The organism is Virgibacillus salarius (genome assembly GCF_039521925.1).
Taxonomy (GTDB): domain Bacteria; phylum Bacillota; class Bacilli; order Bacillales; family Amphibacillaceae; genus Virgibacillus; species Virgibacillus salarius.
The window spans coordinates 32,526-55,140 of sequence record NZ_BAAACY010000005.1 but is presented as its reverse complement, the minus strand read 5'-3'; the positions used below and the strand labels follow the sequence as shown (position 1 = coordinate 55,140).

Annotated in this window: 19 protein-coding genes; 7 read left to right on the top strand and 12 right to left on the bottom strand. The window is 36.3% G+C overall.

Annotated features, from left to right (window positions below; genetic code table 11):
- Positions 1-136: 136 nt before the first annotated feature.
- The 8 genes from ABDZ84_RS00605 to ABDZ84_RS00570 form a co-directional block, all read right to left on the bottom strand.
- On the bottom strand, positions 137-751 hold the full coding sequence (locus ABDZ84_RS00605) for a 3'-5' exonuclease (RefSeq protein ID WP_026682694.1): 615 nt from the start codon (positions 749-751) through the stop codon (positions 137-139).
- Positions 752-784: 33 nt separating this feature from the next.
- Complete coding sequence (locus ABDZ84_RS00600; RefSeq protein WP_026682693.1) at positions 785-1,480, bottom strand: CBS domain-containing protein; 696 nt, start codon at positions 1,478-1,480, stop codon at positions 785-787.
- Positions 1,481-1,964: 484 nt separating this feature from the next.
- A complete protein-coding gene (rbsB, locus tag ABDZ84_RS00595; protein ID WP_343779311.1) occupies positions 1,965-2,909 on the bottom strand; it encodes a ribose ABC transporter substrate-binding protein RbsB in 945 nt (314 codons plus the stop codon).
- Positions 2,910-2,974: 65 nt separating this feature from the next.
- Positions 2,975-3,910: an ABC transporter permease subunit gene (locus ABDZ84_RS00590; RefSeq protein WP_121604805.1), complete on the bottom strand. Its 936-nt coding sequence runs from the start codon at positions 3,908-3,910 to the stop codon at positions 2,975-2,977.
- Positions 3,894-5,411 carry a sugar ABC transporter ATP-binding protein gene (locus ABDZ84_RS00585; RefSeq protein ID WP_205388373.1) on the bottom strand — a complete coding sequence of 506 codons (1,518 nt, stop codon included), beginning with the start codon at positions 5,409-5,411 and terminating at the stop codon, positions 3,894-3,896. Before ABDZ84_RS00585 ends, ABDZ84_RS00590 begins: the two co-directional genes overlap by 17 nt.
- Before the next feature lie 412 nt (positions 5,412-5,823).
- Positions 5,824-6,720 carry a ribokinase gene (gene rbsK / locus ABDZ84_RS00580; RefSeq protein ID WP_026682689.1) on the bottom strand — a complete coding sequence of 299 codons (897 nt, stop codon included), beginning with the start codon at positions 6,718-6,720 and terminating at the stop codon, positions 5,824-5,826.
- Between the two features lie 7 nt (positions 6,721-6,727).
- Positions 6,728-7,714 carry a LacI family DNA-binding transcriptional regulator gene (locus ABDZ84_RS00575; protein ID WP_026682688.1) on the bottom strand — a complete coding sequence of 329 codons (987 nt, stop codon included), beginning with the start codon at positions 7,712-7,714 and terminating at the stop codon, positions 6,728-6,730.
- Between the two features lie 272 nt (positions 7,715-7,986).
- Entirely contained in the window at positions 7,987-9,435 is a 1,449-nt protein-coding gene (locus ABDZ84_RS00570; protein WP_343779304.1) for a carbon starvation CstA family protein, read from the bottom strand.
- A gap of 277 nt (positions 9,436-9,712) precedes the next feature.
- Here ABDZ84_RS00570 and ABDZ84_RS00565 point away from each other — a divergent pair, with 277 nt between their 5' ends.
- Together ABDZ84_RS00565 and serA are read left to right on the top strand one after the other, a co-directional pair.
- Positions 9,713-10,864, top strand: a complete 1,152-nt coding sequence (locus ABDZ84_RS00565) for a pyridoxal-phosphate-dependent aminotransferase family protein (RefSeq protein WP_026682686.1) — start codon at positions 9,713-9,715, stop codon at positions 10,862-10,864.
- 199 nt (positions 10,865-11,063) lie between these two features.
- The gene (serA, locus tag ABDZ84_RS00560) at positions 11,064-12,647 is read left to right on the top strand and encodes a phosphoglycerate dehydrogenase (RefSeq protein ID WP_121604801.1); all 1,584 of its coding nucleotides are present in this window, start codon (positions 11,064-11,066) and stop codon (positions 12,645-12,647) included.
- A gap of 66 nt (positions 12,648-12,713) precedes the next feature.
- Here serA and ABDZ84_RS00555 read toward each other — a convergent pair whose 3' ends face one another.
- Positions 12,714-13,499, bottom strand: a complete 786-nt coding sequence (locus tag ABDZ84_RS00555) for an HAD family hydrolase (RefSeq protein ID WP_026682684.1) — start codon at positions 13,497-13,499, stop codon at positions 12,714-12,716.
- 146 nt (positions 13,500-13,645) lie between these two features.
- Between ABDZ84_RS00555 and ABDZ84_RS00550 the strand changes: the two genes are divergently transcribed.
- Positions 13,646-14,740, top strand: a complete 1,095-nt coding sequence (locus ABDZ84_RS00550; RefSeq protein WP_026682683.1) for a branched-chain amino acid aminotransferase — start codon at positions 13,646-13,648, stop codon at positions 14,738-14,740.
- A gap of 583 nt (positions 14,741-15,323) precedes the next feature.
- Here ABDZ84_RS00550 and thpD read toward each other — a convergent pair.
- The gene (gene thpD / locus ABDZ84_RS00545) at positions 15,324-16,220 is read right to left on the bottom strand and encodes an ectoine hydroxylase (RefSeq protein ID WP_026682682.1); all 897 of its coding nucleotides are present in this window, start codon (positions 16,218-16,220) and stop codon (positions 15,324-15,326) included.
- A 311-nt stretch (positions 16,221-16,531) separates the two neighbouring features.
- On the opposite strand from thpD, the gene ABDZ84_RS00540 reads away from it, so the two are divergent.
- Genes ABDZ84_RS00540 through ABDZ84_RS00530 form a run of 3 tightly spaced genes read left to right on the top strand, consistent with a single transcriptional unit; the run spans position 16,532 to position 19,076 of the window.
- Positions 16,532-17,329, top strand: a complete 798-nt coding sequence (locus tag ABDZ84_RS00540; RefSeq protein WP_026682681.1) for an ABC transporter ATP-binding protein — start codon at positions 16,532-16,534, stop codon at positions 17,327-17,329.
- Positions 17,307-18,068: an ABC transporter permease gene (locus tag ABDZ84_RS00535; RefSeq protein WP_026682680.1), complete on the top strand. Its 762-nt coding sequence runs from the start codon at positions 17,307-17,309 to the stop codon at positions 18,066-18,068. Before ABDZ84_RS00540 ends, ABDZ84_RS00535 begins: the two co-directional genes overlap by 23 nt.
- Positions 18,069-18,083: 15 nt before the next feature.
- Positions 18,084-19,076: an aliphatic sulfonate ABC transporter substrate-binding protein gene (locus ABDZ84_RS00530; protein WP_343779296.1), complete on the top strand. Its 993-nt coding sequence runs from the start codon at positions 18,084-18,086 to the stop codon at positions 19,074-19,076.
- Positions 19,077-19,159: 83 nt separating this feature from the next.
- Here the strand turns inward: ABDZ84_RS00530 and ABDZ84_RS00525 are convergent, their stop codons facing one another.
- Together ABDZ84_RS00525 and htpG are read right to left on the bottom strand one after the other, a co-directional pair.
- Positions 19,160-19,357: a hypothetical protein gene (locus tag ABDZ84_RS00525; RefSeq protein WP_343779293.1), complete on the bottom strand. Its 198-nt coding sequence runs from the start codon at positions 19,355-19,357 to the stop codon at positions 19,160-19,162.
- A 521-nt stretch (positions 19,358-19,878) separates the two neighbouring features.
- A complete protein-coding gene (htpG, locus tag ABDZ84_RS00520) occupies positions 19,879-21,759 on the bottom strand; it encodes a molecular chaperone HtpG (RefSeq protein ID WP_343779291.1) in 1,881 nt (626 codons plus the stop codon).
- A gap of 190 nt (positions 21,760-21,949) precedes the next feature.
- Here htpG and ABDZ84_RS00515 point away from each other — a divergent pair, with 190 nt between their 5' ends.
- On the top strand, positions 21,950-22,327 hold the full coding sequence (locus ABDZ84_RS00515) for a hypothetical protein (protein ID WP_121604797.1): 378 nt from the start codon (positions 21,950-21,952) through the stop codon (positions 22,325-22,327).
- Positions 22,328-22,615: the final 288 nt, after the last annotated feature.

The window sequence follows — 22,615 nt, the reverse complement described above, 5'->3', positions numbered from 1 at the left end:
GTACCGAACGCAATCCAGCCAATCAGCTGCATAGTATAAACTCTAACTTTTGGGGGTAACCACCTAATTAATTTCAACTAATCATCGTTCGTTTGTTTCTTCATTCTTTTGTCTCAGCCTCATAAGAACAAAGTCTTTATTTTATGAAGATCTGCTTACGTTGTCGAGATCTTTTCATTTTAGGTGCATGATAGCCACGTTCATAGATTTTTCCTGTTTGTAGGTGACATCGTTCTAAAAACTGCTCCATTGAGCTTGTCTTACTTACCTTTATCGCCTCTAAAAACACGCGTGCTGCAACCCTCGCATCTTCTAATGCATTATGGTGGTTAAACATTATTTTATGATATTCTGCTAATGTATTTAGTTTATAATTGTATAAACCGGGCCACATACTTTTAGAAATAGCTACCGTACAAAGATAATTTATTTCAGGGTAAGTAAGTTGAAAATGGTCTAGCGTATGCCTGATCACGCTCATATCAAAACTAGCATTATGTGCAATCACGACACTTTTTGATAAATATTGATGAATCGTTGACCATATTTCAGGAAATGTCGGAGCATCGATTACATCATCTTCCCTAATCCCATGTACTTGTATATTCATAGAACGAAAATCCATCATGGGATTAATAAGGCTATAATATTCGTCCGTAATATTTTCTCCATCCGAAACGACAATCCCAACCGCACAAGGACTAGATCGCTTTTCGTTCGCTGTCTCGAAATCAATAGATACGAAGTCCATTTCTGCATCACGCTTTCTAATTAAATTCTTACATTAGGAAATTTCTAATATATCCCATGTTGTAATAATACCTAGTAGGTGGCTCGATGGCTTGCCATTTTTCGTAATTAGCAATGCCTCCAGTCGCTCTCCTTTACTTGTATGCTCTTTAAAGATTTCAATTGCTTCGTAAATTGTCGTTCCCTGATGAATAAATCGAGTGTTATCTTGATTTTCAAATGGAAGGACTTCTTCCAGCGCACAACTTCCATTAAGCTTGTCCTGATTTTTCCTTCCGGCTAGCCAGTTAGTAATGCCCTTTTGAGTGAGCAGACCTTTAAATTCCTCTCCCTGATATACCGGGAATTTTGACAATTGTTTCTCATGAATAATGGTTAACAGCTTATTTAATGGGTCCGTTAATTGATAACAATAAACACTTCTAGAAAATAGAGGAATTACACGTTTTGGTTCACTTAGTTCTTTCTCTATTTCTTCAATTCGTTCAACAATTGTATCGTGTGGCTCGGCTATTGCATGCGTCATGTCGATTTTATTATGAACAATTGCATTTCTTAATTCAGCAAACTCTAATAAATCATCACTGTACGTCCGTACTAAAGCATTCGAATTTCTTAATATTTTTACAGCTTTTGAAAAGCCGACGTCTTTTTTATGTATTAATAAAGCTCGTAGCAACTTCTCAATTCGGTTAAATGCTGTCAAAAATCGTTCTGAGTTTTTATACATGACTATTACTCCTACCTCACTTTATCTCTCCTGTACAAATATGCTTAGCTAAATCATCTTGCATAGTCATTATTTTCCTCTTTTCATTATTCTAAACCATATTTGCTTATAGAGAAAGTTTAAGGATAGCCAAGCATCTCATTCAAAATAACGATCATAGTAAGTAAGATACTTCGGATCATGGAAAGGGATATGATTATAATATTCACACAGCATACTTGCTATAAAAACCCCATAGGAGCTACGGGTTCCAAAAAGACAATTCTTAAAAATGGCTGTATAAAAAATAGAAAAGGTGAGCGTAGCTTTCGTAAATTTTGACAACTACCGAAGTATGATACTTACCATTCCATGGCTATAGGCTCACTAGTACCCACCGGCATAGTCATGGGTTTTTAAACCATTATAATAGGAACTGCCCCTTTAACAAGCTGGGGTACAGTTCCCTGTAATGAAATTCTTGTAGATAGGATAAATTACATTTTTATTTGGTTATTAATTGTAGCTCGACAGGGATAAAAGCCTCCACTTCTTCTCCATTTATTATTTTTTCCACGGCCTCAATTGCATGCTCACCAATTAGTTCTGGCTGTTGGGCGATCGTTGCAGCCATTGTTCCTTCTTCTACAGCTGCTACCGCATCATCCGTCGCATCAAAGCCAACAACAATAACATCTTTTAATAAGTTCTGTGCTGCTAATGCCTCTACTGCCCCTAATGCCATTTCATCATTATGGGCAAATACAGCTTCAAAATCGCCTACACTTTGAATGATATTCTCCATAACAGCTAACCCTTTTGTCCGATCAAAATCAGCAGACTGACTAGCAGCTATTTCAACTTTATCTAATTGATCAATCCTATTATGAAAACCTTCTCCACGTTCACGAGTTGCTGAAGCACCTGCGATTCCTTCCAATTCAACAACATTTCCCGCTTCTCCTAATTGCTCTGCAATAAACTCTCCTGCCATTTCTCCCCCTTTCACATTATCAGAAGCAATATGTGTTTTAACCTCTCCACCTTCAGCGCTTCGATCAACCGTAATAACTGGAACTTCTTTATCGTTTGCTAATTCAATAGCTGAAACTATAGCACTCGAATCAACTGGATTCACTAACAATACATCAATATCCTGCTGTAATAAATCCTCAATATCACTCAGTTGAGTGGATGGATCATTTTGAGCATCAACCGTGAGCAATTTATAACCTGCTTCCTTTGCCCCTGCTTTCGCACCGTCACGTAAAGTTACAAAAAATGGATTGTTTAATGTAGAGACAGAGAACCCAACTTTTACACCTTCCTCACCCTGTTTATCCGTATTCTCCTCTGTTTCATTCGCTGAACCAGGTGCTTCTGTTGAACAAGCTGCTAATAAAAGTAGTATTAGTGTAATAACTCCTATTCTTTTAAAATAAGTAATCATAGTTTTTTCCCCTACCTTTTCTTAGAATTTTTTATAAATGGTTGTATTTAATACTATTTTCCAATTTAGGGTGACTTCCTATCTAGTAAGACTGCTAATAAAATAACAACGCCTTTTACAATCTGCTGATAAAATGAAGAAACATGTAATAGGTTTAAACCATTATCGATGACTCCAATTATTAAAGCACCTATTAACGTTCCAGTGATTCTCCCCCTCCCTCCAGCTAAGCTGGTACCTCCAATGACAACTGCTGCAATCGCATCTAACTCATACATGCTTCCAGCAGTTGGCTGTGCGGAATTTAAACGACTTGTAATTATAATTCCAGCTAAGACAGATAGCATACCCGTCAACGAATAAACCCAGATTTTCACTCGATCTGCTTTTATTCCAGATAAGGTAGAAGCTTCTTCATTTCCCCCAACTGCATAAACTTGTCTACCAAACACGGTCTGTTGAAGGATAAAATAAAGAAGAAAGAACATAATGACCATAACGATCGCTGGAAAGGGAATTCCAAACACATAACCTTTTCCAATCATTTCAAATAGAAAGCTATCTGATAATCCAGTAATCGGCTTACCATCTGTAAATACAAGCGTAGCTCCTCTGTATATTGTCATTGTTGCAAGTGTGGCAATAAATGGCGCAACCTTTCCTTTTGTAATAATAATGCCATTTACCGCACCTAAAATGAGCCCAATAACTAAGCCCATGCATACTGCCAATAACGGATCCATACCACTTGTCAGTAGCCCTGCCGTTAAAGCACTTCCCAAAGCTAAAATAGAACCTACAGACAAATCAATACCTGCTGTTAGAATGACAAAGGTCATGCCAAATGCAATAAGTGCATTTACGGATACTTGTCTAAGAAGGTTTAAAATATTATCTAGCGTAAAAAAATTATCACTCAGTATACCTAAGATAAATGTGATTACAACCAATCCTAATAGAGGGCCGATTTTTGCTAAGCTAAATCTAGTAAGTTGAGTCATGCCTTACACCTCCAGTCGCAGCTGCCATAATTCTCTCTTGATTCGCTTCCTGCCTATCTAAAAACGTCGCTATTTTCCCTTCATGCATTACCATAATTCGATCACTCATACCTAATATTTCGGGAAGCTCAGATGAAATCATTATGATAGCAACACCACTTTTAGTAAGCTCATTGATAATTTTATAAATCTCCTTCTTTGCCCCAATATCCACCCCCCTAGTAGGTTCATCTAATATTAAAATCTTTGGGTTAATTCCTAACCATTTTGCTAGAACAACTTTTTGCTGATTTCCACCACTTAACGACTTCGCCTCCTGCTCACTACTTATAGCTCGAATTTGTAATCTATTTATTAATGCTTCAATTAATAATGTTTCCTTTGAATTTACGATAACACCATATGTTGATATCGCTTTCAAATTTGCTGATGCAATATTTTCTCTAATCGGTGCATGCATGATTAGTCCTTTAGATTTTCTGTCTTCGGTTATAAAACCAATTCCTGCTTCGATTGCATCTCTTGGATGTTTAATTGTTACTAATTTTCCATTTATTCTAATTGCACCATGGTCCTTGTTACTAAAACCAAAAATAGCTTCCATTACTTCTGAACGGCCTGCCCCCATCAAACCTGCTATTCCAAGAATTTCCCCCTTTCTTACAGAAAAAGAAATATTTTCAAACAGGTCTTCTTTTGATATATTTTCTACTTCAAAGATCACTTTACCAGGAACGTTTACTCTTTCAGGAAAACGATCTCCCAATTCCCTTCCCACCATCATTCTTACTATGTCAGTAAAAGATGTATCCGCGATTAATTTTGTTCCAATGGTTTGACCATCTCTTAGTACCGTAATGCGATCACATATATCGAAAATTTCTTCCATTCGATGAGAAATATAAATTATACTAACACCTTGATTTTTGAGTTTCTGGATTACATGAAATAACCGTTCTATCTCACGTTCCGTTAAGGCTGCGGTTGGTTCATCCATAATGATCATCTCTGCATTCGCCGCCAAAGCCCGAGCAATCTCCACCAGTTGCTGCTTGCCTATCGATAAATTGCCCGCTATATCATTTGGGTGAATGTTCGTTACCCCTAACTCATATAAACGTCGCTTCGTACGTTGGTGCATTTCTTTTTTATTAAGTATACCTGTCTTACCATATGTAATATCTTTTCCTAAAAACAAATTTTGTGAAACAGTTAAATGCGGAATAATATTTAATTCCTGATGAATTACAATAATTCCGTTCTGTTCAGCTTGTTTCGGATTCTTAAAAACAACTTCTTTATTCTTCCATTTTATTACACCTTGATCTCGTCTATAAATACCAGTTAATATTTTTACTAGCGTAGACTTGCCTGCCCCATTCTCTCCCATAAGTGCATGAATTTCACCAGGTAACACTTGAAAATCAACTGCTTTTAAAACAGGATTGCCTGCGAAATACTTATCAATATTAGCCATTTCTATGATTGGTGATGCCTTCATTCTCATCCCCCCATGGTATAAAAAGATACCTACTTATGTGGTGCTACAATCGTATGCGTACTTGTAGAAAATACAACTACCAGCCTATGTCTAGTAATCTACTGTTAGAAACGAAGACTATCTCATTTGAGGGTAAGCCTCTATGTACAGCTGTACCAGCAATTGATATTAAATAACTCTGCTCCTAGTTAAATGGTTAATCCTTACAATTTTCATCTCACATCTATGTGTAAGATGACACCGACTTCAAGACTTTAACAGGAGTCATCAAGGATTAGTGGGGGATTAATTATCCGAAAATTCCCGATAAGATACACTAAAATCGCCTCTGTGTACTTTCAAAGATACAATTGTACGAATGAAATTCGTACCGTCGATAGACCATAAAACCTCCACTAAAGATTCGTTAAATTTATTGAACGCTACCTCTTTCTTGCAAAAACTGTTCAACCATTTGCTTCGTCGGCATCCCACCTTGTGCACCAATTTTACTAACAGATAATGCTGCAGCTGCAGTTGAAAATCTAATTGCTTCAGGAAGAGAATGTCCTTGGCCGAGTTGGGCAGCAAGTGCACCATTAAATGTGTCACCTGCACCTGTTGTGTCTTTGACACCAACTTGATAACTTGGAATATGGTACTCCTTCCCATTTAGAAAATAATGGACACCTTTCTCTCCTTGTGTCATGATTATTTTTCCTTGAATCTTCATAAATAATGGATTACTATTCAATGCTTCTGCTTCTATTTCATTTGGGGTCAAATAGGTTGCTAATTCTAGCAGCTCATCAGGTAAATCTTGATACGGAGCAGGATTTAAAATAACTGGAACCTGAAATTCTTTCGCTACTTGCACGGTATAGTTAACTGTTTCCATTGGAATTTCCAATTGTACAAGAACAACATCACTCTCCTTTATCAAATGACGATGTTGATCTATAATATTCGGTGATAGACTATAATTCGCACCAGGTACAACAATAATTCGATTATCATTTTCCGATAAAATAATATTAGCGATCCCAGTTGACGCTTCGTTATCAATTGATATGCCCGAATCATTGATACCCTCTTTCCGTAAATGCTTAGAAAGTTTATCTCCAAAGGCATCCGCACCTACCATTCCAATCATGTTAACATTAGCACCAAGTCTTGCTGCCGCAACGGCTTGATTCGCACCTTTACCACCTGGAAATGTTGAAAAATGCTTTCCAAGCACCGTTTCTCCTTGCATAGGCATCGTCTGTGTAGTTATCGTTAAATCCATATTAATACTACCTATAATGGTTACAATTGGTTTATTAGTCATTTGCAGTTTACCTCCGTTTTCTAGTTGAATCACGCTCTATTAACTTTGTCTTTAGGTTGACTTGCTCAATGCTACGATTTGAGTCATGAATATGCTCCAATAAAAGCTTTGCAGCCTGTGCCCCAATATCATAAATCGGCTGCTCCATCGTTGTTAACGAAGGGGTAGTTGTCTCCCCCATAGCTATTCCATCGAATCCAACTACCGCCAATTCCTCTGGTATTTTCACACCTAATGCTTCTGCTGCTTTTATTACTCCTACTCCCATCTTATCATTTGCTGCAAATATACCATCAATTTCTGGATGATTAGTAAGTAATTCTTTCGTTACTGCAATTGTTTTTTCATAGTTATATTCACCAGAAACAACATAGCTTGATAGAAACCATTTCTCTTTTTTAACTATATCTAAATAGCCACCAAGTCGTTCCAATGTATTCATCGCATAGTCCGGTCCGCATATATGCGCAATTCGTTTACAGCCAATTGCTTTCAGATAATTCGTTGCCTCCCTAGCACTTTCGCGATTATTAACCGTAACAGAAGATAACTGCTTACTAACAATCCGATCAAGTGCAACAACAGGGGCATTCATATTATGAAGATAATCTTCCTTTAAATTACTTGAAACAATAATAAAACCATCAACTGACTTCTGTTGTAATGCATTTAGATACGTTATCTCTTTTTCAAGATCATCATCAGTATTACATAGTACAAATGTATAATTATGTTTATTTGTTATATCTTCTACTGCACGAGCTAGCTCTGGAAAAAACGGATTCATAATGTCTGGTACAAATAACGCAATCATTTTGGACTTCCCTTTGAACAAACTTCTAGCAATATCATTAGGTCGATAGTCCAATTGCCTAATTGCTCTTGTCACACGTTCTTTTGTATCCTTATTTACATATCCATTATTATTTAGCACCCTTGAAACTGTTGCCGTGGAGACGTTTGCAAGCTTTGCTACATCTTTTATCGTTGCCATTATTTAAACCCTTTCATGTAAGTAATTTCTTTGTTTATTCTTAATATGTAACCCGTTACAGAGATCATCATAGTTCGTTTTACAAATGCTGTCAATGTTTTTTTCAAAATATTTCCTAAAGCGAGAAATTAATTGGCAATTTTCATTAAAGCAAAAAGCCGAACTAAGAAATTTGAATCCATTCGGCTTTTTATTCGTTCTATTCTATTTGTTGTTTTGATAATTCTTTATCGTTGGTAAATATATAGAATCTCGTTTCTGTTTCATCCCATCTAACCAACGTAAGTATTAGTAAGCCTTTTTTCTTTATTTGCCGTTTTACTTTTAACTAGCTGGTAAATAAACCAAATGAATACAACAGCCCAAATCACTGTTCCAATAACCATTGAAAGTCTGTATTCTAAATGAAATCCCTCAGGTGCATAAAATATATACGTACTTACTACTCCAGTCATAAATAATGCTGGTATGCTACATATCCAGTGAAACTTCTGATGCTTAAGTAAATACATGGCACCAGTCCAAAGCATAAATGTAGCTACAACTTGATTTGACCAACCCACATATCGCCATAAAAAACTGTAATCTATTAAGGATAATAAAAATGCAGGTATAGCTACAGGAATAACCAATAATATAAGCGATCTCTTTCCTAACACTTGCTTATTCGATAACTGCCTTAGTAAATCAGCTAACATCATTCTTGATGACCGTAATGCTGTATCTCCTGTAGTAATTGGCAGTATCATTACACCCAACACTGCTAATATACCGCCAAATGTTCCCAATGTAGCAATACTAATTTCATTGACAACACCTGCCGGGCCACCTGACCCAAGAGCAGTTTGCAGTCCATTTGTTCCGTTATAAAACGCCATCCCTGCTGCCGCCCAAACAAGAGCAATGATCCCCTCTCCTATCATAGCTCCATAAAAAACTTTTCTTCCTTCGCTTTCTTTTTTAAGGGTTCTAGCTAAAATCGGACTTTGTGTACTATGAAATCCTGATATTGCACCACAAGAAATTGTCACCATTAATAACGGCCAGATAGGTAGCTCATTAGGATGAAGATTAGTCAACGTTAAATTAGGAACGGTATAGTCAAAAAAGAATATCCCAACACCTATAGAAATAGCCATAAAAATAAGGATGGCACCAAATAACGGATATATCTTACCAATAATTTTAGTGATTGGTAGAACGGTAGCTAATAGAAAATACGCAAACACAATTAATATAGATGTCAAGAAATTAAGTGGACTTATTTGTGACAATAATTGTGCGGGCGCAGCAGTAAATGCTGCTGCCACTAATATCATTAATAATATAGATAAAAGCGTAATAAATGCTCTAGCATATTTTCCTAAATATTTCCCAACAAGTGATGGAAATTGCGCTCCTCCTTGACGTAGCGATAGCATACCTGACATATAGTCATGAATAGCACCAGCAAATATACAACCTATTACAATCCAAATAAATGCAACTGGACCATATAACGCTCCCATTACTGCACCAAAAATCGGTCCGGTTCCAGCGATATTCAACAACTGTATTAAAATTGCTTTCCACCAGCTCATTGGCATGTAATCAAAACCATCCTGATTCGCATATGCAGGAGTAGGCCGCTGATCGTTAATGCCAAAAATTTGTTCAACCACCCTTCCGTATACGAAATAACCAATAAGTAATAACAAGATGGATGCTACAAAAGTAACCACCGCTGTCCCCTCCTTGTCCAAAAATCTATTCGATAGATTTCCTTTATCCTTTTTTAGAATTTTAAAGAATATTCTATATTGGAAAATTAAATAAAGCAACCTTTTTTATCTTTCATCTTTAGAAGCTATTGGTTTGAACATGCCAAAAGAATCATTTTACAAATTTAATATTTTAAATACAGGAAATTGATTGACAATATATAAAGTTCTGCTATGCTGAAAAATATTATTTCAGAACAAATGAAATAGACGGAATTTGTCTAGAAAGGAGTAAATTATGCAAATGGAACAGCAAATACTTAGAATACCTGGGCCCACCCCTATTCCCCCAAGTGTTCAACGAGCTATGTCTCAGCCAATGATTGGACATAGAGGGCAAGAAATGCAGGCGTTGCTTGAAGCTTTAAAGGGTAAGTTGAAGCCAATCTTTGGTACAAAAGAAGAGGTATTGCTATTCACATCAAGTGGCACAGCCGCTCTAGAAACTGCTGTCGTAAACGCTGTGGAACCAGGTGAAGAAGTAATTGTAATTGTATCTGGTGCATTTGGTGATAGGTTTACGAAAATATGTGAGGAATATCACATTTTAGTTCATCGTTATGACGTCACATGGGGAGAAGCTGCTAGCCCAGATCAATTACAACATTTATTACAAAAACATCAAGATGTAAAAGCTGTATTCGCTACATTTTGTGAAACATCTACTGGTGTGCTAAACCCCATAAAGGACTTAGCAAGCGTAGTCCATCAGTACTCAAACGCGCTATTTATTGTGGATGGTGTTTCTTGTATCGGTGCTACCGAAACGCAAATGGATGAATGGGGATTGGACATTGTTGTGACTGGGTCACAGAAGGCAATGATGCTTCCGGCTGGTCTAGCTTTTGTTGCTGCCAGTAAACGTGCTTGGGAGGCAATTGAACATAACCAGCAACCTCGTTTTTATCTAGACATGCGAAAATACCGTAATAAGTTAGAAGAAAATTCAAGTCCTTTTACACCTGCTGTTTCATTATTATTAGGGCTTAAACAGGCTATTGCATTAATGGAAGATGAAGGACTATCCACTATTTATAAACGCCATCAGCTCATGGGAGAAATGACTCGAAATGCTTTTCATGCATTGAATATTCCTTTACTGACAAAGGATACTGATGGGTCACCTACAGTTACTGCTGTTCGACCTGCCGATTTTTCAGCTGAAGCACTAAGAAAGGTACTTCGTTCAGAATTTGGATTAACCATCGCTGGGGGACAACAGCATTTAAAAGGAGCCATTTTCCGTATCGGTCATATGGGGTATTGCAATCCCGCTGATGTCCTACAAATTATTAGTTTAATGGAGATTGGTTTGCGAAAGATTAACAAAAATATTGAGCTAGGAAAAGGTGTTCGTGCTGCGCAAAATGTATATTTAAACAACAAATAGAATAAAGTTATTTCTTTCAGTAAAGTTTCGGTTTGTTCACCATTCGTCATTGCAAAGTCATTCCCCGTTGACATACTATATTCAATTAATTCACGAGTGAGATCTCTGTAAAATCCACTGAAGTCAGTTAATTTTAGTTACTAGTGAATTAATTAGGATAAAAATCTAACTTTGTCCGATACCCTTAGGAGGTAATAAAATGTTTAAAGTTTTAATTTCAGATCCATTAAGTAAAGAAGGTATATATCCTTTAAATCAAGCAAATCATATCAGCATTGAGATGGCAATTGACTGGTCACAAGAGCAATTAGAAGATCGGATAGCGGAATACGATGCCCTATTAGTCAGAAGCCAGACACAGGTTACGCGAAACTTAATCATGAAAGCGCACAAACTCAAGATTATCGGACGTGCTGGAGTGGGTGTAGATAACATCGATCTGGATGCGGCTACTGAATATGGAATTATTGTTGTCAATGCACCAAATGGTAATACGAATTCAGCAGCCGAACATACGATGGCCATGATAATGGCCCTTTCAAGAAAGATTCCCCAAGCATATTTATCACTTAAAAACAAACATTGGGATCGAAAAAAGTATGTTGGTACGGAATTAAAGAATAAAACACTGGGAATCATAGGACTTGGTCGTATAGGTGCTGAGGTAGCTTACAGAGCGAAAGGTCAACGCATGACTATTATTGCATATGATCCATTTTTAACAGAGGACAAGGCAGAAAAAATGGATATACGATATGGCACAGTTGAAGATGTATTAAAAGATGCTGATTTTATAACAATACACACACCGCTTTTAAAAGAAACGCGTCACTTATTGAACGCAGAAGCTTTTAAGCTTGTCAAACCTGGTGTACAAATTATTAATTGTGCTAGAGGTGGAATAATTGATGAGGATGCTCTCTATCAGGCCATTCAATCCAATCAAGTGGCTGGAGCAGCATTAGATGTATTTGAAGAGGAGCCATTTTACAATAATAAATTATTGGAATTACCAGAAGTCATAGCAACCCCCCATCTTGGAGCAAGTACATTTGAGGCACAAGAAAGTGTAGCCATCGATGTCAGTGAAGACGTTATTCGTTTTCTGGCTGGTGATGTCGTACGTCATCCAGTAAATCTTCCTTCTTTATCAAAAGAAATATTAAGTGAGATTGAACCTTATTTCCATCTTGCTGAGAAAATCGGAACATTTCTTATTCACCTAACAAATGAAGCTGTTGAAGAAATTAACCTTTACTACTCCGGTGACCTATCAAAAACCAAAATAGCTCCCATTACGCGTAACGCAGTAAAAGGATTATTAACAAGACACCTTGGCGAGCATGTGAATGATGTTAATGCACTATATCTTGCCGAAAAACGAGGTATAACTATTCATGAAAATAAGACCTCATCAACCAAAGGTTTTACAAACCTGTTAAATGTTGAAATCAAAACAAAATCAGAAAAACGTAGTGTTTCCGGCACATTATTAAATGGTTTAGGTCCCCGAATTGTTAAAGTTGACCATTACAGTGTAGATGTGACACCAAAAGGTCATTTATTAGTTATCCACCATAAAGATCAACCTGGGGTAATCGGAAAAATGGGAAGCTTACTTGCTACACATCAAATCAATATTGCAACAATGCAAGTAGACCGTGCAGATATTGGTGGAGATGCCATTATGGTGATGACTGTAGATCGACACATTGAAAAACATGAGTTATCAGCCATCGAAGAAGTAGATGAAATTCACGATGCTACAGCGATAGATTTATAGAATCATTTGGAGGCTTGTTACATCTCAAGCTTAGGCTGTCGTTCGCGACAGCCTAGCTTACCCTTCTTATACACCTTTACGAATTAGAGCTAATACGGACGATAAATCCTTTACTTCGAAAGTTGGTAATCCATTATTCTCTATATCTTCTCGATTAATCCAGATCGAATCAATGCCAATTCGAGAAGCTCCCAATATATCTGTATTTAAATTATCACCAACCATGATTACCTTATCTTTTTCCACTTCAAGTATATCTAATGCATGTTGAAATATAGAAGCATCCGGCTTTCCCTTACCAAATGCTCCAGATATTATAATCGCATCAAAATATGACCTTAGCCTAGGGGTTAAGTCTAGCTTTGTTTCCTGTAAATCTGGAGAACCGTTTGTTAATAATAGTAATGTAAATTCACTAGCTAACTGATCAAGCACATCAAAGGTATCCTTATAGACGTACGCCTTCTCCTTTCTAATCCTTGGAAAAGCTTCAGCTAGCTCAGCACCAAGGTATGGATCATCGACACTAACTTCTCTTAATGCTTCTGTCCAAGTCGATTTACGATAATCTGGAGCCAGCTTGTGAAGCTGCTCAAAGACTTCTCCCTTATCAAAAAAATCCCCCCATAATCCCTCGAATGGATTAATACCAATCATTCTAGTAAAAGAATAGGTAGGATAGGAAGCATATAACCTACGAGCTTTTTCCTTTACTCTTTCTTCCAGGATGATAGGATCAATTTTGGTATTAGCCTTACTCGCTAGTTTACAAGTATCTTTAAACGATTCTTCTATACTTTTTTTATCCCATAATAACGTATCGTCTAAATCAAAAATAATTGCTTTGCGCATCTATACATCTCCCTTTCATCTTGCATACCTTATAAAAAGTATACAACATTTTAATTAAATAAAAAAAACTGAAAATTAAGGGTTGCTTTTATTAGAATTATAGACTAATATAGTTATTAAAATTTTTACAGCAAGGGGATAGTGACATGGAAGAATGGACAGTTAAGGTAAACCATAGTGCAGTGAAAAAAGAAAAACCGAAAACCGATCAACTAGAATTTGGAAGAGTATTTACAGACCATATGTTTATTATGGATTATTCTGTACCATTAGGCTGGCACGATCCACGGATTGTACCTTACGAGCCTTTGACGATTGATCCTTCCGCAATGACATTTCATTATGGTCAATCCGTTTTCGAAGGATTAAAAGCCTACTATACGCCAGAAGGCGATATTCATCTGTTTCGACCTGAAAAAAACCTGCAGCGTCTAAATCGGTCAAATGATCGGCTATGTATTCCTCCGATTGACGAAGCATTTATTCTGCAGGCGATTAAGCAGCTAGTATATTTAGATAAAGAGTGGATTCCAACCGCTGAGGGAACATCTCTTTATATCCGTCCATTCATTATATCTACGGAACCATTTATCGGCGTGGCTCCATCACATCAATACAAATTAATCGTTATCCTATCACCGGTAGGGGCCTATTACAAAGAAGGGATAAATCCCGTTAAAATCGCTGTAGAAAATCAATACGTTCGGACAGTAAAAGGTGGTACGGGTGAAGCAAAAACCGGTGGAAATTATGCTGCCAGTTTAAAAGCACAAGAATTATGTGCACAAAAAGGATTTACTCAGGTACTATGGTTAGATGGATTAGAAAAGAAATATATTGAAGAAGTTGGTAGCATGAATGTATTCTTTAAGATTAATGGAAAAGTTTACACACCAGCACTTAATGGTAGTATTTTAGAAGGAGTAACGCGAAATTCTGTTATCCAAATGCTTCAATATTGGAATATACCGGTGATTGAAGAAAAACTCGCAATCGATGATTTATATCAAGCTTATTTAGATGAAACGTTGGAGGAAGCTTTTGGTACAGGAACAGCAGCAGTTATTTCACCAATTGGCCAACTTAGTTGGGAGAATAAAGATCTTTATATCAATGAAGGTAAGACAGGAAAAATTTCAAAAGCTCTTTATGATACACTAACTGGAATTCAGTACGGTAGAGAAAAAGATCCTTTTGATTGGATTGAAAAAGTAACGAAAAAAAATACAGTTAAACAATAAGCGAACTTATTTTTTATTATAGCTATACAAGGGAGCACTAGATGAATACTAGTTCTCTCTTTTTTATGCCAAATTATTTTTGAATTAAAGATTATCTTTCCCACCATTTTCCGATGAGAAATAGAATTAATCATCTTTTTTGATTTCCTTCTATCCTCTCCCTAAGCTTACATACCATCAAGTAACTACGGAGAGTTTCACCATATATTCTGTGAACGAATATTCATTTTTTGAAAGAACTTGTTGATAGATCTCACCATAATCCATAGCCTCTATTTCCCACTGTTGTGATAGAATTCTCATCATTACATTTGGTATCAACCATTGAATGGTTTACTGTGACGATTCATTTAAGAGAAATCTTGTAGAAACCTATAGTCATAGTTCAAAATAAGACCATGTGAATAAATAATGGCGTGTTGAGCCGCGTCCAGCTCCTGCGCCAGATACGAGGAGACTTCTAGAATCTCCCTACGATAATATTTCATAGATAATAAAGCTGACTACAAGGCATAACTTGTAGCCAGCTTCTAATCATCTAGGAATACTTAATTAAGGAAAGTTTCCCTTAGTTACCCTCTTTTCAACCGCTTAAACTCAATTCATTCTGACGAACTGCAATATATTCTGGACGTTCTTTTCCTCCAGAAAATGGTTCTACTAATCGATTCTCAATACTATTATATACCATAAATAAGTTATTACGTGGATATGGCGTCATATTACTAGATGATCCATGCATTGTATTGCTTTCAAATAATGTTACAGCACCTGCTTTTCCAGTTGGGGCAGTAATACCTCCACCTTTATCACATAACCAGCGTAGACTGTTTTCATCAGGAACACCCAGTTTTTGTTTTTTAAGTGACTTTTTATAATTATCTTCTGGAGTATCCCCTACACAGCTAACATAGAAATTGTGGGATCCAGGTATCAGCATTAAAGGACCATTAAAGCTATAATTATCTGATAACGCAATCGACACACTTATTGCTCGCATCCGTGGCATACCATCCTCAACATGCCATGTTTCAAAATCAGAATGCCAATCAAATTCTTTTCCTTTAAAACCTGGTTTATAATTAATTCGAGATTGATGTATATATACGCCACTTCCCAATAAATATTCAACTATGTCAAGAAGTCGCTTGTCATTTGCTATATTCTTAAAGTAGTTATCATCATGATGCACGTGAAAAATAGAACGAATCTCATCACTCTCTGGCTCACGAATAATTTTGTCAGAAGAAACATTGTGATGAGACTTTTGCAATTCAAAAATGGCTTTCTGCATATCCACTACTTCCTTATCTGAGAAGAAGTTTTTAATCTGCAAAAACCCATTTTTTTCATAAGAATCAAGCTGTTCTTTTGTAATAGGAGCCTGATTATCTTTGGATCGATCTGTATAAATAACAGGATCCTTCCGCTTCAAAATTTCCGGTCGGTTATTTTGCCTTGAAGGATAAAGATCTTCCATGAGTAACACTCCTCCTACTATTAAATTACTATTATAAGATTGTATATAATTAAGTATCCCTAGATTTCCAAGGGAAACCTTCCTACATTAACGATGTCTACCCCAATCATTCAACTATTAAACTCCTAATATAATAATTGTTTTGAATAATTATATAATTTAACCTCTAAAAAATCAAACCAACCATCGTTAACTAAAATGAAAGGAAACTAAAAAACAATTGACGTATTTACTCGTGGTTGCGTATAATGATAGCAATCCAAAAAAATCATACTTTTCTTATAGGAATTTAATGAATAGGAGGTTGCAACTTGCTACTCAAACTACAAAACGTTGGGAAAACATTTATCGATAAGCAAAAACATACTTCATTTGAAGTTTTTTCTGACATTGATTTAACGATTGCTGAAAATCAGTTTGTATCCATTCTTGGGCCATCTGGTTGTGGAAAATCAACCTTATTATCCATGGTTGCGGGGCTTGAAAATACGACAGAAGGTAGCATTACACTAGAAAAACGAGAAATAAAAAAGCCAGGACCCGACCGAGGTATGGTCTTTCAGCAACCCTCTCTCTTCCCATGGCTTGATGTTAAAGGTAATGTAACCTTTCCGTTAAAAAAAAGCATGAATAAGCAGCAGGCAGAACTCGAAGCCGACCATTTTTTAAAATTGGTACAGTTAAGCAAATTTAAGCATCATTATATTTATGAATTGTCCGGTGGAATGCAGCAACGTGTGGCTATTGCCCGTGCTTTAGCAATGAATCCCAAAGTGTTACTAATGGATGAACCATTTGGGGCACTAGATGAACAAACACGTCATATCCTTCAAGACAAATTATTAGAAATTTGGCAACAAACAAAGAAAACCATTTTATTTGTTACGCACAGTATTCATGAGGCTATCAAACTATCTGATCGTATCATTGTAATGGGAACTCGTCCCGGGAGAATTATCTCAGATATTACCATAGACTTTCCAAGGCCTCGTGATCGTGAAAATCAGCAAGTAATTACGTTAGAAAAAGAAATTATGAATCTGTTGAAAACGGAAATAAATAAAGTGTTAAAGGAAGAATTAGCAGATGAAATTCAGCATAGCAGCTAAACGTATTATGTTTCTTATTGTTGTTATAGGTATATGGCAATTTATTTATTCTCTAAATATTTTTGAAGCAATTGTGTTCCCTTCCCCAATTACCGTTGCTACCGCCTTATACGAAGGCTTTACAAGTGGTGATTTAGTAAAGGCTCTAGGAGCTAGCTTTAAACATTTACTTTTTGGAATGTCATTAGCTATTCTCTTTGGAACAATTATTGGGGTTATTCTCGGAAAATCAAAGCAAGCAGATGAAACAGCTGGTATGTATTTGATAGCTCTTCAAAGTATTCCAAGTATTGTATGGGTACCGCTTGCCATTATGTTATTTGGATTTACGGAATTTTCGGTTATATTTGTAGTTGTTTTAGGTGGTACTTTCGTTATGGCTATTAATGTAAGGTCTGCTATTCAAAATGTTTCACCTCAGCTTATTCGAGCAGCTAAAACAATGGGAACGCAAGGACTAAGGTTATTTTACCGAGTAGAGGTACCTGCTGGAATCCCTTACTTTATGACAGGTATACGACTTGCCTGGGCTTTTAGCTGGCGTGCATTAATGGCTGGAGAATTATTAAGTAATGGACCAGGTCTAGGATACTCCTTAAGCTACGCTCAAGATTATGCCAGAATGGATCAAGTAATAGGTATCATCATTATCATTGGAGTTATTGGCGCTATTGTCGATCATTTCGTATTCTCAAAGCTGGAGCATACTGTAATGAAACGATGGGGATTATTAAGATGAAAGGATGATTAAAAAATGAAAAGAATCACAGGATTTATTTTCTTATTTTCATTGCTTGCAAGCTTATTAACAGCATGTGCAAATAATCAATCAGACAGTAATCAAGAGGAAATAACGATTGGTTATTTCCCAAACATTAATCATGTTGCAGGAATGGTAGCTGAAGAAAAAGATTTATACGCAGATACTTTACCTAGTGGAACAAAAGTGAGCTATCAATATTTTCCTGATGGTTCAGCATTTATGACAGCATTGGAAACAGGTGAAATTGAAGGTGGATTGGTTGGCCCTGGTCCAGCTATGAATCATTTTGTTAGTGGAGCGAACATTAATATTGTCGCAGCTGGATCTACTGGAGGAACCGTAATAATGGCTAGAAATAACGCAGAGATAGAAAGTCCAGAAGATCTAGCTGGTAAGACATTTATTTCCCCGCGAGTTGGCTGTACGCATGATGTGCAATTCGAGGCACAAATGAAAGAAGAATATCATTTAACATCCGATCGGGTAAGTGGTCAGATGAAACATGTAACAGGTAAACCGGCGACCTATCATAGTATGTTTACTTCAGGGAAAATTGATGTAGCTACTGTACCTGAACCCTGGGCTTCAGTCATTGAAGTCGAAGGTAGCGGAAAGGTATTAATTGACACGCCAGAAGTAGCTTGGGGAGATACGTTACCTGCGGCTGTTTTTGTAACCTCTCAGGATTTAATTAAGAATAACCCAGAACTTGTTCAACGTATTGTGGATGGACATAAAAAGGCAACAGCATTTATTCAAGAAAACCCAGAAGAAGCAAAAACAATAGCGATTAATAAAATAAAAGAAATTACGGATCAGGATCTATCCAAAACGGTGATTGATAATGCGTGGGAACGAATTGATTTCACATTCAATATTGAACCAGAAGTTCTTGAAGAATTTTCCAACTCATCCTATGAATTAGCATTTTTAAAAGAGAAGCCTAATTTAGAAGGATTGGTTGACAAAAGCTTCCTAGAATAAGAAAAACGGAGCAAAATTCGCTCAGTCCTTATCACTAAATGCTCAGATTTACGCTTCCTCTAGTAGCTATTATGGAATAATAGCTACTGCTTGACCACCACTCCGGCTGCCCACTTCCCTTTCCGTGGGGTTTGTCCTTCCGCTAACTTTTTTAGCAAAACCCGCTCAAAAAAGTGGATCTTCAGGTCAAACATTTCCCACAGGAGTTGAAGTGGCCGGCCTTCGCTATTATCAAGCTCTACAACGCTAGCATGAAGTAACACAGCTGCTTTTATACTCACGGATAGCGATTTTCACTTTACCCATTGTAAAAAAAGTCAACCTATTACTTATGACAAGAATTGTTCACCTTCTCATAGCGGAGACTAATTACGTAGACTCCTACGGGATTAGCGCGAGCCGAAAATCCACTTTGCAACGTGTTCTTCTTTGCAAAGTTAGTTGAGGCCGTGCCCGCGGAAAGCGAAGTAATTAGTCGGAGCATTGCCAATATACATCAAACATTTCAAAATAACTACTTGGCTTAACGCAGTCATTGCACTGATTTTATACTTTCTTAACTTATAAAGTAAAACTTCAATCAGTGGGGGGTACTTACCCCCCACTGATTGCTAGTACCACAATGGTATATCTAAATGCCTTTGAATCCATCGGATATTTACTGGTAGTTAATCCACACTTACCAATATTGGTTTTATTTTATTGTTTGAAGTGTGGATCTTACTGCCAGTTATATGTTGGATAATATGATTGTTCGTATGGTATAGAAGTTGTGTATTGTCTGAGACCTATCACTAATCTATCAAATCATAACCTTGCAGATATCATTCGTAAATGCAACTGGATCATTTACAGGCATCCCCTCTATAAGTAAAGCCTGATTATATAATAGGTTTGTATACAGGGCTGTTTTGTCCTTGTCATTCGCAAATGTCGTTTGTAATGCTTGGAAAATATCATGGTTCGTGTTTATCTCCAATACTTTATCCGCTTTAACTTGCTGGTTATTTGGCATGGAATTCAACACTTTTTCCATTTCTAAAGATATATCTCCATCAGCAGATAGACAAACAGGGTGAGATTTCAAACGTTTGGATGCACGCACATCCTTTACCTTACCCGCTAAATTCTCCTTCATAAATGCAAAGAGTTCTTTATTTTCTTCCTGCTTATCTTTATCTGTTTCGTTATCTGTCTCTTCATCTAAACCAAGATCGCCACTAGAAACAGATTTGAATTCCTTATCTTGATAGTTCATGAGCATTTTAATAGCAAATTCATCAATTTCTTCAGTGAAATATAGTATTTCATACCCTTTATCTGCTACCATTTCAGTTTGTGGTAATTTCTCAATTCGTTCAATGGATTCACCAGAAGCATAATAAATATAGGCTTGGTCTTCAGGCATGCGTTTAACGTATTCATTCAGTGAGACTAATTTCTTTTCTTTAGAGGAGTAAAATAATAATAAATCTTTTAACGTTTCTTTATTTGCTCCAAACTCGTTATATACTCCAAACTTTAATTGTCTACCGAATGAATCATAGAATTTTTCATACTTTTCTCGATCATCTCTTAACAAATGCAATAGTTGAGTCTTTATTTTTTTCGTTATATTTTTCGCTATTACCTTTAATTGACGATCATGCTGTAGCATTTCCCGAGAAATATTCAGTGATAAGTCCTCTGAATCTACCATTCCTTTAACAAAGCTAAAATAGTCAGGCAGAAGGTCCGCACATTTATTCATGATTAGTACCCCATTGGAATATAACTCTAACCCTTTTTCGAATTCTTTTGAGTAATAATCAAAAGGTGTATTTTCAGGTATGAATAAAATAGCATTATACCTAACAGTACCATCTACATTTATATGAAGGGATTTTAAAGGCTTGTCAAAGCCATATCGCTTTTCCTGATAGAAATTTTCATAATCCTCGTCTGTTAATTCATTTTTATTCTTCTTCCAAATTGGAACCATACTATTTATCGTTTCTTCTTCTACATAATCAACATACTCATCACTTTCTTCATCCTTTGGCTTACTTTTTGTTACATCCATTTTGATTGGATAACGAATAAAGTCAGAGTATTTTTTAATAATTTCTTTTAAGTGAGCTTCTTCTAGATAGGAATCATACGACTCGTCTTCCGTATTATCCTTTATCTTTAAAATGATTTCGGTTCCAATCTCTTCCTTCTCATATGAAGTAATTGAATATCCTTCTGTACCAGTTGATTCCCATTTATATGCTTCTTCACTGTCCAAGGCTTTACTAATGACTGTTACTACATCAGCAACCATAAATGCAGCATAAAAACCCACACCGAATTGACCAATAATGTCATGCCCATCTTTTAATTCTGTATCATTTTTAAAAGCGAATGATCCACTCTTAGCAATCGTACCAAGATTTGTTTCTAATTCATCCTTTGTCATTCCAATTCCAGTATCTATTACTTTCAGTGTACGCTCTTCTTTATTTGGAATGATCTGTATGTAATAACTATCCTTATTAAAAGATAAATTCTCATCCGTCAAACTTCGATAGTACATTTTATCCATGGCATCACTAGCGTTGGATATTAACTCACGCAAAAACACCTCACGTTGGGAATATATCGAATTCACCATCAACTCTAGTAATCTCTTAGATTCGGCTTTGAATTGCTTCTTTTCCATTTTAGCTTCTCTCCTTTTTAATCGGTTCTGAATAATTAATAATATCATAGTTTAAATATCATAATCTATATCTTCTGTCAATAATCTAGTTAATTGTCTATTATTATAACTAAATAGGCGGAAAATAATTAAAATTATAATATCCGTCCGAAACATTTTACCATTCATTTTAATAATGTAAAGAGAATTTATGAAACAAGTAGTAGCGATTCTGATAGCATTTGCAACAATTTTCTTTGCATCGCTTTCATTGATTTCAGCAAAATCAAACGTTACTGGAACATGGGATTATATTGGTTCTTCCATATTTTTTAATACTACTGGCATTGCCGAGTCCACTGGTGGTGATTTTAAGTATTGCTTAACAGCTGGGCCATCGGGATGGTATAAATTATGGGAAGATGATCCTGTTGGAGACGACTTTGTAGGCGAAAGGTATTTATCTCATGATGAATGTGCAATCTTTAGGAATATTGGTGGATATGTGGATGGATCTAATAATGAAGCGGAATTTTATGTAAAAAAAACTTCACAGTACAAACGTCAAAGCGTATATGACTTTTTATGATTAAGTAAAAAAGACGGAATCAAACGTGTTTTCATTAAAGAAAAATATAACTAAGCTATTCCGGAAATATACTTCGCTGTGCTGCGAATGGCTGGTGAGTCTCCTCGCCTAACTTACTTTGGAGACTCACCGATGCCTTTTCTCCCTCATATATGGAAGGGCAGCGATACATCGCATTTTTTTCAAGGCGTCTACATATATTTCAAGTGATAGCGTATTACATTGTTCGCCTTTTTAATGGACCGTTTTAGCTATATTCCAACCCTATTCTAAGACAAATACATATAT